This is a genomic window from Pontiella desulfatans (genome assembly GCF_900890425.1).
Taxonomy (GTDB): domain Bacteria; phylum Verrucomicrobiota; class Kiritimatiellia; order Kiritimatiellales; family Pontiellaceae; genus Pontiella; species Pontiella desulfatans.
The window spans coordinates 560,713-575,716 of sequence record NZ_CAAHFG010000004.1 but is presented as its reverse complement, the minus strand read 5'-3'; the positions used below and the strand labels follow the sequence as shown (position 1 = coordinate 575,716).

Genomic DNA, 15,004 nt, shown 5'->3' with positions numbered 1-15,004 from the left:
TAAGGGAATGAAGCTAGCACGCCGGATCGCTGATTTAAAATTCCAAACATGGGAAATGCGGGGCAGACCGTATCCGCTCGACGGCCGAAGCCTTGCCGAGTTCGCAGGCAAGCGGTGAGGGCATCGCTTCTACGAACAAGGTGGAGTGTTGGTAGCCTATTCCAGTCCCGCGCGCTCCCTGCGGCGGCGGTTGAAGCGGTGCACGAAAACCATACCTCCGCCAAAAAAACCGAGCAGGCTGACAACCGCTGGCTCCGGTACAACCGTACCCAGCACCGTGATGTTGTCGGCCAAATAATCCACGGGGCCCCAGGACGAACCCTGGCCGTAGAACCGGAAGAAGACCGTGTCCGTCGTCCGGTTGGCGGACGCATCCTGATCGGCGAGCGGTGCGTCAACCTCCAGAAAACTAAAACCCTCTCCCGTTTTGGCAGGGATTGATGCCCCTGCAACGAGAATACCCGGGGTGGTGAAGCCATCAAAACTGTATTCCACCCGGTAGCTTCTGTTGCCGCCAATGCCGGCCACCTTGAACGACAGCGATTCGAGGTCGAACGAATAATCGGCCTGCGGCGTGATTGAAAGCTGGATATAACTCCCCGCCTTGAAGTCGCAATGACCGACCAGACCCGAGTCGGCATAGGGCGAAGCCGAACCCACCGGAACGTTGGTGATCGTGACGGAACACGCCCCATTTAGTACCAGCGGACTTGCCACAACACCCCCTCCCGAGGACGAGGGCTGAAGCCCCGAGGAAAAATCATATTCCACGAGATCGGCAAAAGCCCCCCCTGCAACACAAACAACAGCAATCCCTATTCTCCAAGCATTTCCATTCATGATAGCCCCCTGACTGTGTTGAAATCGTAAACAAAAAAAACACCACTGAAAAGGATTAGACTGAATTATCTTCCCCTCCCAGCGGCGCCCTCCATTCCCTCTCAAACGCCGTCCCGGGCTTCGGCGCAAATGATACGGGCAACATTCGCCGCGGCGCTTTCTGCTCCGAGGAGTCGGCGGACTTCGGCATAGCCTGCGAGCATCGCTTGCTGCTCCGGCGTGTCGGCCATGAGCCGTGCGGATTGCTCCGCCATGGCTGCCGGCGAAGCCTCATCCTGGATCAACTCCGGGCAGACGGTTTTCCCGGCAATAATGTTCACCAGCCCAATATGGGAAATCTTTACGACCGACTTGGCGAACCAATAGGTGAAGGCGCTGGTTTTATAGACGAGGATGTGCGGGGTGCCGATCAGCGCGGTCTCGAGGGTGGCCGTGCCGGAGGTCACGATGGCCGCCTCGGCCTGCCGCATCACTTCGCGTGCATGGCCGCAAACCACATCCAGCCGGGCTGGCTTCTCGGAACAACGGGAAATTTCCTCATGTACGAGTTTTTCGATTCGTTCATTGGGCGAGGCAATCAGGAACGAAACATCGGGGAACTGGGCTTCCAACTTTTTCGCGGCGGAAAGAATGGAGGGCAGAATCCGCTCGATCTCCTGCCGTCGGCTGCCGGGCAGCAAGGCGATCAGTCGCTCGGATTGCCACGGCAATGCCATTGGCTCCGATGCCAGGAATTCGTCGATCTGCTCCACCAGCGGGTTGCCGACAAAATCGACCTGCAGGCCGGTGCCCTCGAACAGCTCCACCTCGAACGGGAAAATGACCATCAGGCGGTCGATCACCTGCGCCATCTTCGGAATACGCTTTTTGTTCCACGCCCAGACTTTCGGCGAGATATAGTAGTAGACCTTCACACCGCGCTTTTTCAACTCGGCGGCGAGGCGTAGGTTAAAACCGGGATAGTCCACCAACAGCGCGGCATCGGGTTTGCGCTGGTCCACTTCGTCGAGCACCTGTTTCAGGACACCTTTGAAAAAGGAGTATTGTTTCAAGACCTCGACAATGCCCATCACGCCCATGCGGTCGGTATGCTGCAGCAGCTCGACGCCTTCGGCCTTGAGGTGGTCGCCGCCGATGCCCCAGAAGACGGTCTCGGGCGAGCGGGCTTTGACCGCCCGCACGGCTCCCGCCGCATGCAGGTCGCCCGACACCTCCCCCGCCACCACTAGAATCGATCTCTTCATTTTTCATTTAACAGAATAATTAGGACAGAATGATTACCGATCCTCCGCAAATTATTCTGTCCTAATTATTCTGTTTTTCATCCGTCCGCACCGCAATAAAGGCGATGTTGTATTGGTCGGCCAAGGTGATGAGCTTTTCCTTTTCAAGCAGGATGGTTTTGCCGGCCTCTACCGCCAGGCAGGAAATCTTGGCCTTCTTCATCACCTTGAAGGTTTTGGCGCCGACCACTGGAATATCGAAGCGCATGTCGTGGCCGGCTTTCGGCACCTTGACGATGACGCATCCGGCCTTGCCAACTTTTCCCGCGCGCTTGATGGTCTGGTTGGTGCCCTCCCAGGCCTCGACCGCAATAATAATGCCGTCCTTGATGGCGACCGTCTGGCCGATCTCGAATTCGCTGGTGCCCTTCACCAACTTGAGGCCCAGTTCAATGTCGGCCAGTTCGCGTTCGGTCGGCGCGCGTTGGCCGAGCTGCCCGACCTTGGGCGTATAGCATTCCATAAACGAGTTGCCCGGCAGCACTTCGATGCCGAGCTTTTCAATCTCGTCCGCCGCCGTGCCGAAAATCGTATGGGCATTGCGTGTTTCGAGCGAGCGATACAATTCCTTTGCCAACTTATCCAGGCGAAGGCGGAACACATTGTGCATTCCAATCTGGCCCACCAAAACCGCATGCTTGATTCCGGTGGCGGCCAACGTATCGAGAAACAACTGAAAACTTCCCAGCGGCAACGAATGGTATTCGTCGGCCAGCGCCACCATTTCGCGGTTGGTCTCGCCCTTGAACCCCACCACGACAATGCGCGTCACCCCCGCCGCACGCGCGGCCTTGGCCAGCATCCGCGGATAGGCATCGCGCCCGGCGACTATGATCAGTGATTCCGGTACATCGTTCATATCGGGCGCATCATGCCAAAAAGCACCATTCGATGTGAAGCCCCGCCCAAACAAATCATTTCAGCCGAACATCCACCCGATAGAACCCCTTGGCCTCGACGGAATGGATTGTGTCGGTAAAGCTGTTTTGCGGGAACTCGAGATAGGTTTCGATGGTTTCAAAATCCCCATCCAACGTTCCCCAAAGCACCGAATAGAGCCGATTGCTTTGCACGGGCCATGAAAGTTCGAAACCGCTACTGCCCGCCACGGCATTCGTGATTGCAAAGCACGATGCTGCATTGGTCGGGTTCATACCTGCGATAAATTCCTGCAGGTTGTTGTGGCAATCCCCATCGGGATTGTTCGTGGGTGAGACGTCGGACTGGAAATAGCGTTGCTCCCATTCGTCCGGTAGGCCATCGCCATCCTGGTCTGGATTCGGAACAACGGCAAGCCGGCCACTCGAATAGAGATCCGAGACATCCCATCCCAACGCATTCGGCAAGTCGGGAAGTTCCTTGGTTGCAAACCCGCCCGAGACCGCTCCGCCCCAATCGAAGAGATCAAGCAAGGTGCCCAGCTCCGGCACAAAGCCCGCCGGGAATTCAACCCGAAGCCGGCCATCCAAAATCGCATCCCCAGCCACGGTCACGGCACCCGCCGCATTCGAAACACAGACATATTCCAACTCCGAATCCGCGCTCTGGAAATAGTTGCCCGCAACCAGAATGCGGCCGTCCGCATCCAACGAGATCCGCGATTGGTTCCGGTTGTGCAAATCCCCCGTCTCAACCGAAGCCAGATCCCCGACATGCAACGCGTTCCCGGTTCCGCCGTTCACCCAACCTTCCTCGGCCATGTAGCCGCCCAGACCAAGCCTTCCAGCACTGCGCCAGACGGAGTTGCTGCCAACCAGCACCACTGAATTGTCGTATGCGTATTGGCCATATCCAACCGAACCATTCAAGCTTTCAACAATGCCGCCATTTGTAACCACCAGGCTATTTCCGGATCCATCGAACCCGACATGAAGCCGGTCGGCCAAACTCCAGACCGAGCCTGCACCAGAGACGAGGGCGGTATTGTTTGTCCATCCCCTTCCGATATATCCATTGACACTCGTGACACAGCCGCCATCGAGAATATCCAGCCGGCAGTCGGGGTAGGCAGAGCCGACCGTCAGGTCGCCGGCATTGTTCCATTCCGACCCGGCGCCCGATACGGAAGCCGCGTTGCCCTCTGTCGGAATCGACGTTCCAAAGCGGAAATACCCAACAAGGCCATGGTGGTTGTAGACCCGCCCGCCGTCGGCAATATCCAGGCTGTTGCCCGACGAACCCCTCAAGCCGATGGCCAAATCCTGACGATTGCTCCAAACCGAACCGTCCCCTGTCACAAGGACATGATTGTTCTCGGTGTCGTAGAACGAACCGGACGTAGCTCCGACATTGGCTGAGCCACTATAGACTTGCCCTCCACTGGAAATTTCCAGCGCGTTATCCTCACCATCCCCACCCACAACCAGATCGTTGGCATTGCTCCAAACCGAACCGGCTCCGGTCACCCGAACCACATTGTTTTCCCCGGCGGAACCTAGGCCGACGGTGGCCTCTCCGCTGTTCAGGCGTCCGCCGTCGGAGACTTCCAGAACATTGCCACTCCCGTAGTCTCCAACATTCAGGTCATCGACGACACTCCAGGCCGAGCCGCTTCCCGACACCGACACCACGTTGCTGGACGAAGAATGGCCGACCCCGATATATGCCACCTCGGAAAAGACCCGGCCTCCGCCAGAGATCGCCAAGCTATTCCCGGGGCCATATTGCCCCACCTGAAGTGTTCCCCGGTTCGTCCAAACGGTATCCGCTCCCACGACTTCCATGGAATTGTTTCCGGAGGTTCTACGGTAGCCCACATACGTGTTCCAGTTGTAGACACGCGCACCGTCGGAAATCGTCAATCTGTTATCTCCCCCGTAGTGCCCCATATAGAGGTGAGAAGTATTGCTCCACACGGAGCCCTCCCCGGAAACCAGCACAGCATTGTGCGTGGAGTTGCTGGAATAACCGAGGTATGCATGCCAGTCAAACACCTCGCCGCCCTGGATGATGGAAAGCGAGTTGGACGTGGTTGTTCCGCCCACCCACAGATCGGCGGAACCAATATTCCAAGATGAATTGGAAACAACCGTGTGGCTGCCGCCATCAAGGGCCGCAGCATGTCCGCACAAAGGCAGCGCACAGCAACAAACCACCAACCCCGCAACCAATCCCTGTTTCATTCCATCCTCCCTATAATCCTAAAACTCAACAACGGCGCGGCCGCTGAGGGTGTAGGCGGAATAGTCCTCGCCGTAGCGGCCATCGAGGTCGAGCACGAGGTCGATGCGGTCGCGCATGCGGCAGCTGACGCCGAGGCCGAACTCGATGGCATCGGCAACCGGGGCCGGCATGCCGAAGTGGTATTGGCCTCCGCGGCCTCCCTCAATCTGGTAGTCCATGGCATCGGCATCGCTGTTGAATTCGTGCAGCCAGTTCAGGCGCAGCTCCGGCTGAAGCACGGCCGTCCCGAATTCCATTTTCCAGCCCACGGAGGCACCGACCGAGGAGAGGAAGCTGTTGCGCTCGTACATCTCCACTTCGCGGGCAAGATAGTCCGACTCCTCGGTGTAGCCCTCCTGGTAGTAGTAGCTCCAGAGCAGCGAGGCGTTCGGTGTCACAATGAGGTGCCGGTTAATCATCATCTCCTTGCCGCCGCCATAGTAGAGGGCAAAGTTGCTGGCATCGTAGTCGGCCTTGTTGCCGAACGCCGAGCCGGATTCCTGCTCGATCTTGCTGCGGCCGAACGCCAGGTTGAAGTCGCCGAACCAATCAGTGGTTCCATGGCTGAGATAGAGTATGCAATAGCCGGTGTTGGCGTCGCTTTGGTCGCCGTCGGCCTGGTCGATGCGGGAGTGGCCGTAGCCGCCCGCAACGCCGACCAACGCTTCATCAACCGCCAGATCAAATCCAACGACGGTTCCATAGACCGTATGGTCGTAGGCGGAATAGTCGCCCTGCGCCGAATAGTCCGCCCAGGAGCCATAGGGTTTTGCCCAGCCCTGCATTCCCTGGTCGGCGGCATACGGGCCGGCCGCGCCATTCGGTGCTGCGCGCCTTGCCTTGGCCCCCACGGCGACATGCTTCTTCACCTCGCCCATGCCCTCGGTCATGCTGCGGGTATGCAGGTAGGTCGGCACACCGCGTTCGTATTGCTGGGAGAGTTGCTGCTTTTGTTCCTCGGCGGTCATGCCGTTGAGCAGATCGATCATGGCGGCGGCCTTTTCGTTGTCGAGCAGCGAAAGCTCGTCGATCTCGCGGGAGAGGTCGCGCATCATCGTGCCTTGGCCAAAGCCGGCGCTGTCGGCCAGATAGACGCGGCCCACCAATCCGTAGATGTCCGCATCGTTTTCCCAGAAGAGCACATCGACCAACGTACCGGAGGCATCCAGCATTTCGAGATCGAGCGAGTCGGGATCTTCGATGCCGGCCACGATCAGCTTGTCGGCTTCGACAATCTTGTTGGTGTAGAAGGTCTCGAACTCCAGCTGCCCAATGTTGCTGGCATATTCAATCCGCGCGCCTTCCTCGAACTCGGCCGTTCCGGCCACGCTGACCAACGCGTTCAGCGGAGCGCCTGCCGCGTTGGTCTCGACGCCGAACCGCAGGGAGGAGGTTGCGTCCTGATAATAGTCGCCACCCACGTTGATGCGGCTGCCGGGATCAACCTCGATGCTCGAATGGTTGCGGTTATGCAGGCTGTAGTCGATATCGACCAAGCCGCCGTCGCTCACCACCAGCGAGTTGCCTTGTCCGCCGTCCTGCCATGCGCCGTTTTTCATACGGCCACCGATATAGAGGTTGCCCCAAATGCTCCAAAGCGAGTTGGAACCCTCCACCGAGGCCGTGTTGTACCACGCGCCTTCCGAACCGCCGACCACGCCCGTGCCGCTGGCAACCGTTGCGCCATCGGTAATCTCCAATGTGTTGAACGATCCGCCCTCGCCCACCACCAGCTGGCTGAACATGTCGTCGACCGTCAGCAACGGATAGCCCGGGAACGTCCCCGGAACCAGGATCACGGAGTTGGTCACCGGATCGCCGGCGCGGCTGCTTTCGCTCGCAACCACCAGTCCGCCGGATCCGCCCGTGAAGGTGCCGTCGCCAATCTCCAGATTGTTGGTTGAACCTACGAGGGAACCGCCGCCAATCGCCACCAGGTTGTTCGTGGCAATGATCAAGGAGCCACCACCGCCGATTTGCAGAAGGTTGGAGACCCCAATGTTTCCGATGACCAATTCCCCGCCGGGATTGATGACGCTCCCCCCGCTGCCGCCATAAAAGTTGCCGCCGCCTATTGTAATGGTTCCTCCCCCTGGATTGATGAGACTGCCACTTCCGCCGATGGTACCGTAGATGGGTGTGATGATTACCGGCGGCAGGTTGGTGACCATCCGCATGCGGGCAATCATGTAGGGCGCGCCGGCATTCAGGAATGAACCACTGCCGGAAACCGACACGGTGTTGCTGTGCGCCGTCGCGCCGTGGCCAATGGTCAGGCCATCCCATGCGTAGGTGTGCGCTCCATCGAGCACATCCAGCCGGTTGCCCGAACCGTTATGCCCCACGTGCAGTTCGCCAGAGTTGCGCCAGGTCGACCAGTTGCCGGACACCATCGCCGCGTTGCCCGAGGCCATGGCGTCGTATCCAATAAACGCATCGCCCTCGTTCTCGATCCAGCCTTCGTTGAGGATGGTCAGCATGTTGGACGACCCTTGGTAGCCCACATGGAAATCCGCGCTGTTGCTCCAGACCGATCCATAGTGCTGGATCGATGCAATGTTGTTGTCGGAATAGGTGCCGATGAAACTGTTCGACGCCGACACCGTTCCTTCGTCGGTGATGTACAGCGCGTTGTTTGCACCACCATAACCCATATGCAGATCCAGACTGCGCCATTCCGATCCCGCATCGGAAACGACAACCAGGTTGCTACTCGAAGAAACATCCCTACCCACAATGCTGTATTGAGCTGAAACAACTGCGCCGTCGCCCAAGGAGAGTTGATTGTTTGCACCGTCATAACCAACAACCAAACCGCCATGGCTCTGCATAAGGGAATTCGAACCGCCGACCACAACGCTGTTATGGCTTGCTCCGGATTTGTCCCCAATGGAGATATAGCCGCCTTGGACGGAACCACCATCTTCCAACAACAGGCTGTTGCCAGAACCATAGTTCCCAACAATGAGGCTATCCGAAACGGTCAATCCCGAACCGTTTTCCGAAACGGCAACGATATTGTTACTGGAACCAAGCTCATAGCCGACCACCGCATCTTCGGCATAAACGTGGCCTCCATTGGAGACCGCCAGCGCGTTGCCGTAGCCTTCATCCCCGACATACAATCCATTGCGGTTGCTCCAGACCGAACCTTCGCCGGCAACGATGGCCGCGTTAGCATTTGCGCCTTCCACATTGCCGATGTAACCGTTGTGGTTATAAACGCGGCCGCCCTCCAGGATCGACAACGTGTTGCCGGAACCTCCGTGACCGACATAAACATTGTTTCGATTCGTCCAAACCGCACCGTCGCCGGAAACGGTGGCCCGGTTGTCGTCGGCCTGCGCAAGGTAGCCAATATGGCCGGCATAGCCGGAAACCTGGCCGCCATCCAGAACCTCGAGTTGATTGCCGGAACCCCGCTCACCCAGATACAGGCTGTTGCGGATATCCAGTTCGGAACCGTTACCTGCAACGCGCACCAGGTTGTTGCTCGAACCTTCGCGTTCGGCAACCTGCACATCGCCCAGGTTTTCGACGAAGCCGCCATTGGTCACCATCAGGGCATTGCCCGAACCCTGGTAGCCTACGGTGAGGTTGTCCCAGTTTTTCCAGCCCGAGCCCTCGCCGGTTATGGCGACACTGTTGCTGTGGGCAGTGGAGGCCATACCGATGACGCTATCGACATTCGCATACTGATCGCCCGTCACCAGCGTCGCACCATCCTGCACGGCAACGCGGTTGCCCGAGCCATAGGCCCCAACACGAAGCGATCGACGGTTGTTCCAGAGCGAGCCTTCGCCTTGCACCACGACGGAACCGGTATCGTTCGAACCGAGGCCGATGTAGCCCTCGCCGCTGCTGACCAGCGATCCGTTTGCAATAATCATTTCCGGCGACTCAGTCCCCGAATCGCCCACAGCAATACCGCCTTCGAAGCCAATACCCGGAAGATCATCCTTATCCACATCGCCAACGAGCACCCAGCCACCGCCCTGAACAGTGAGGGAGTTTCCAGTTCCGCCAGCCCACCATGAATATTCTGAAGAAGTCGGGGGCAGTTTCCAGCCGCCCAGATAGAGCCCTTCCGAATTCCGCCATTGAGACCCGGTACCGGAAATGTGCACGGTGTTGTTCGAACCGGAAAAGGATCCACCAATTACACCGTATGAGTTTTCAACCGTTGCGCCGTCCAGCACATCAAGGGAATTCCCGCTTCCTTCCATGCCGACATAGAGATAGCCGTTTGCCACGGTTGCTGCGGAGCCGCTTCCGCCTGTCGAAAGCACCTTAAGCGTCGATCCCTCGCCGGAAACCAGCACCCGGTTTCCGTCCGAACCGATCTCTCCAACCACCACGGAACTGGCTTCAACCCGCCCGCCATCGGCAACCTCCAGCACGTTGCCCGAGCCATAGAAACCCACGGCAAGCTTGTCGCTGCTCTTCCATTCCGAGCCGGAACCCGTCACCTGCACGACATTGTTGCTGGCACCCGATTCCTTTCCGATAAACGCAAGGCCGTTGTACACCTTTCCGCCTGCGGAAATCATCAGCGCATTCCCTGCACCGGAATCTCCCACGGCAAGGAGGTTTCGGTTGCTCCAGACCGACCCGGCACCGGTTACCACCACCGCGTTCCCATCCGACCCCTCCCTGTGCCCGATGGAACCGTATGAGCCGATCACCCGGCCGCCATCCTCAACCCACATCGAGTTGCCCGACCCACCCAAACCCACGTTTAGGCCTCCACTTCGCCATACCGAATTCTCTCCGGAAACAACCACGCGGTTACCGTCTGCACCGTCTTCATAACCAATGTGGCTTATATCGCTTTGAACCTGTCCGCCACCAGACACCACCATGGAGTTGCCATGCCCTTCCCTGCCTACGTAGAGGTATTCAGCCTGAGCCGCCCCCCCATCCGACACCACCAAGCAGTTGCTGGAGCTGTTTTGGCCAACGACAAGCGAGTGGCTGTTCGACCAAACCGAACCTTCGCCCACAACGGTTGCCCTGCCATAGCCATCGCCCGACCCGATCACTCCATAGGCATTCTGGACGCTTGAGCCATTCGCAACAACCATCTCGGCATTACCGGCAGTATCCGCGACAACGACACCATTAACCCCAAAGAGCTCACCCGATCCGCCATCCCCCACAAACACCCATCCGCCATCATCGACGGTCAACGAATTTCCAACGCCACCGTTTTTCCAAGTGTCGCCGACGCGGTATCCGCCGAGGTAGAGCGCTTCGCGGTTTTGCCAGATGGAGCCGGAGCCGGTCACGTGAACCGAGTTGCTGTCGGTGCCGCTGAATTGACCGAGGTAGCCCACGTTGTTGTAGACGTGCCCGCCATCGGAAACCGTCATGCTGTTTCCAACGCTGGCGCGGCCGAGGTAGAGGTCTTCGCGGTTGTTCCACACGGAACCGGCTCCGGTCACGAGCACCGAGTTACCGCTCCCGCTTGGCGACAGGCCAATAAAGCCGTTGCCGTTGTTCACCTGCCCGCCATCTTCGATCACCATGGTGTTGCTGGAGCCGAAGCTACCGACATAGAGATAGTCGCTATTGTTCCATTCCGACCCTTTGCCGGAAACCAGTACGCGGTTGCCGGATGCGGCCGCATCCAACCCGATGCCGCCCCCTTTACTGTCTACGCGCCCCCCATCCAGAATCGACAACGTGTTGCCCGCCCCATTGACGCCTACAATGATGTCCTCGCGGCTGTTCAAAACCGAACCGGCGCCCTGCACTTCAACAGCGTTTCCATCCGATCCATCAAGCCAGCCAATGTGCATGCCTTCGCTATCCACCATGCCTCCATCGGCAATGGAAAGAGCGTTCGAATCACCAGCGCGTCCCACATTGAAATAGCCCGCGTACTCGCCACGGGTACTCCAGACGGAGCCGGTGCCGGAAACCGAAACCCGGTTGCCGTCGGCGCCCGCCATGTAGCCGATATGGCCGGCATAGCTTTCAACGCTACCGCCATCGTTGATTTCCAGCGCATTGCCCGAACCTTCGTAGCCGACATAGATGCTGTTGCCGTTGCTCATTACGGAGCCTTCGCCGGAAACAGTCATAAGGTTGTTGCTGGCGGTCGCCCACTGGCCGATGTAGGTGGAACGCTGATTGTTGACCTGCCCGCCGTTCAGGATATTGAGTTCGTTGCCGGAGCCGGCATAGCCGATGTAGAGGTCGTCGTTGTTGTTCCAGGTTGCGCCGTCGATGTTGACCACGTTTCCGGTTGCAGTGTTGTCGAAGCCGATGAACGCGGATTCGGTGTTGAGCGTCGAGCCATCGGTTACATTCATTTCGCTGCCGGAACTGGCATAGCCGACGTAAAGGCCGTCGCGGACATCCATCCTCGATTCACCGGCAAGCGTGACCGAACCCGATTCGCTGGTGCCCAAACCAATGAAGGCATGGCCCGCATCGACGACGGATTTGTTTGCGGCAAACAGTTCCTTGTCGCCGGCGGCATCGCCGACCACCAGCGCGCCGGTCGTTGCGAATTCCGGCAGGTGGTTGGTGTCGGCATCGCCAACGAAAATCCATCCGCCATCCTGTGCGGAGAGGGTGTTGTTGGTGCCACCGTTGCGCCAGCCGTTCCATTCGTAGCCGCCCATGGCGAGCGATCCATTGTTATGCCATTTCGAACCTTCGCCGGAGACGAGCACGAGGTTGTTGTGCGCGGCATCGGTGCGGCCGATTTCGGCGCCTTTGCTCGTGAGCAGTCCGCCATCGGAAACGAGCAGCGCGTTGTCTTCGCCGGAATAGCCGACGGAGAGCTTGCCGGTATTGCGCCAGGCGGAGTTGGTGCCGGACACCAGGACGGTGTTGTTGTCGGATTGATATTGGTAGCCAACGAGTGCATTGCCGGTGTTGGACACCTGCGCGCCGTCGAGCACCTGCATGGTGTTTTGGCCGCCGGAGATGCCGACCATGAATGATCCCGAAGCACTCTCAAGCACGGAGCCATTGCCGGTGACCACCACGGTGTTGCCGGTCGAGGCCGCCGAATCGCTCATGGCGAACTGCGACCGGGTGTAGACCTTGCCACCATCCGCAATGACCAGGCTGTTGTTGTCGCCCCAGTAGCCGACATACATGGAGTTGTTGTTGCTCAGCACCGAGCCTTCGCCGGAAACCAGCATGCTGTTGTCGGCGGAAATAAAACTCCGACCCAACTGGGTATAGTCGGCAACCACCTTGCCACCGCCGGTGATCTGCACATGGTTGCCGTCCCCTTCGTAGCCCACGTACAATTCGGAAACGTCCATGGTGGAGCCTACCCCGTCGATGATTGCGACGTTGTTGCTGGAGCGCCCTTCGCTGGACATGTATAGCCCGCCGATCGACGCCGAGGCGCCATTCAATATTTCCAACTGGTTGCCGCTACCTTCGCGCCCGACATGGATTGATGAGACGTCCAGTTCGGAACCTGCTCCGGTTACCACCATGCTGTTGTTCGATGCGGAAGCGTCGTAGCCAATCAGCGTGAGACCGGAATCCACCTTGCTTCCATCCTGGATCAGCAGGGAGTTGCCGTCGCCGCCCTTGCCGACATACAGCCAGTCGGAATTTGTCCAGACCGAATCCTTGCCGATGGAGATTGAACCGGTTTCGCCTTCGCCGAGACCGAGGTATGCACGTTCGCTGTTGATGACCGATCCATTCCCGACAATAATTTCAGCCACCCCGTTGGTTCCACCAACCACTATCGAAGCATGACTTCCTATCTTCGACAAGTTCGACTCATCCATCTCTCCGACCAATACTCGGCCACCATTTTCAACTGTCAGCAAGTTGCCGGTACCACCATTAATCCAATTTGTGCGGATCTTATGACCTCCAAGATAAAGGCCACTACCAATCGAGAGCTCCGATTGGTTTCCGTCCACAATAATGGAATTGCCATTTGCGCCAGACTGGCTTCCCAGAACAACCTCACGGCTCTCGACAAAACCGCCATCTTCAATTTGGAGCAAGTTCCGAGATCCTCGGTATCCAACCGTAAGGTGAGTCTTGTTAGACCAAGCCGATCCATTGCCAGAAACCTTCACCTGGTTACCATACCCATAGGAACTATTTGCTTGATCACCATATCCGATATACGCGTAGTCACTTGATAGCTGACCACCATCTTCAACACTTAAGGAGTTATGGTTTCCAGATGAGCCCACAATTAAACCCGAGGTCATGTCCCAACGGGAACCATCGCCGGAAACGGTCGCCTGGTTATTATCGGCACTCCTTAAAGTACCGATATTTCCATTACTGCTGCTGACACGCCCGCCATCGGATACGGCAAGTGAGTTATTCTTCGAATCCTGGCCAACGATTAAGCCCCACCCTACTTCCAGCAATGATCCCGTCCCGTGAACACTAACGCCATTGTCATCTGCCCCAGCATTAACCCCCATCATGAAGTGCCTGTCCGTATGGGCAGTTGCGCCGTTCGTAAGGTTCAAACTATTCCCATCTCCATGTAGGCCAACCCCCATTGAATTATCCCCGGAGGCAACCCAGCTTCCGCCATCCAATGACAGCTGTCGCCTCGATCCATCCAGCATTTCGAAGTTGTAGGTATAGGCGACGGAGACCGGCATGCCTGTCAAAGAGCCAGAGACTGAAAGGTGCCCGCCATCGTTCCAGTTGAAGCCGGAAGTCTGTACGTTGAAATCACTGTTGATGGCAAAGGTTCCGCCATCGTTGAGATCGAAATTGTTTCCGGCGTGGATGGTGAGGTCGGTGGTGGCGACGGTGGCGCCGTCGCGGACGGAAACCCGGTTGCCGGTTCCGCCGGTGGTTGTGGCGGTTCCACCAATATTCAACTCGCCGGCATCCAGCAGGGCACCGTCGCCCCATAGCGAAACGGTGTTGTTCGAGGAGGAGAATTGGGCTCCCACATTGACCGCGGCGCTGCGAACCGTGCCGGCATCCGTGACCATCAGCATGCTGTCCGCGCCATACACGCCAACGTTCAAGGTGCCGGCATTATCCCAAACCGAGTTGGTGCCGGACACAAGGGCATAGTTGCCGTTCGCGCCGATCCAATGGCCAATGCTTGCATTGGCGGAAGAGATGCGTCCGCCGCCGAATACGCCCATGGAGTTTTCGGATCCCGTGTGCCCCAGGTGCAAGGTGGTGGCCGAAAGCTCCGAGCCTTCACCGCTTATGGCCACGAAGTTGTTGGAGGAAGCCTTGCCAATGTAGGCATTCGCGGTATTCACACGGCCACCGCCAAAGATCCCCAGATCGTTGTCGCTTCCGAGGTTGCCGACGGACAGCTCAAGGGCACTATTCCATACCGCATTGGAGCCGCTGACGAATGCCGAGTTGCCCATGGAGGAAGCGTTGTGGCCGATGGTGCCGATCTGGTTGTTGACCTCGCCGCCGCTCGACACAAACAGCGTGTTGCTGCCGGTGTTGGAGCCGACCATCAGCCAAGGCACCGGCACGTTCCATTGGTCGGTGACCACCTGCGTGGTTCCGCCCTCGATTGGATTGTCGTAGCCCTGCGCCACCATGCAGGCCGCGAGCGCCGCCAGTGCTATACATCGGGACTTTATTCGACCATTTGGAGGGTCGGGTTCCACCCCGACCGCGGCCCGGGTGACGCGAAGCGAGCCCACGGCACACCCGGGCCCTCCATTAGCGCGGGACACGACCGCTCGGAACCAAACTGAACCTGATATTCTTTTCTTCATCTC

5 protein-coding genes are annotated in these 15,004 nt (G+C 58.2%); all 5 read right to left on the bottom strand.

The genetic code is table 11. The annotated features are described in order from the left end of the window. Window positions 1–156: 156 nt before the first annotated feature. The 5 genes from E9954_RS27925 to E9954_RS27905 all read right to left on the bottom strand — a co-directional run bounded on the left by E9954_RS27925 (window position 157) and on the right by E9954_RS27905 (window position 15,001). Window positions 157–840, bottom strand: coding sequence for a hypothetical protein (locus tag E9954_RS27925; protein WP_136082586.1), 684 nt, complete (start codon window positions 838–840; stop codon window positions 157–159). A 101-nt stretch (window positions 841–941) separates the two neighbouring features. Beyond that, window positions 942–2,084, bottom strand: coding sequence for a lipid-A-disaccharide synthase (gene lpxB, locus E9954_RS27920; protein ID WP_136082585.1), 1,143 nt, complete (start codon window positions 2,082–2,084; stop codon window positions 942–944). A gap of 61 nt (window positions 2,085–2,145) precedes the next feature. Next, entirely contained in the window at window positions 2,146–2,982 is an 837-nt protein-coding gene (locus tag E9954_RS27915; RefSeq protein ID WP_136082584.1) for an LpxI family protein, read from the bottom strand. Between the two features lie 55 nt (window positions 2,983–3,037). Next, complete coding sequence (locus E9954_RS27910; protein WP_136082583.1) at window positions 3,038–5,245, bottom strand: hypothetical protein; 2,208 nt, start codon at window positions 5,243–5,245, stop codon at window positions 3,038–3,040. Window positions 5,246–5,263: 18 nt separating this feature from the next. Beyond that, a complete protein-coding gene (locus tag E9954_RS27905) occupies window positions 5,264–15,001 on the bottom strand; it encodes a hypothetical protein (RefSeq protein ID WP_136082582.1) in 9,738 nt (3,245 codons plus the stop codon). Window positions 15,002–15,004: the final 3 nt, after the last annotated feature.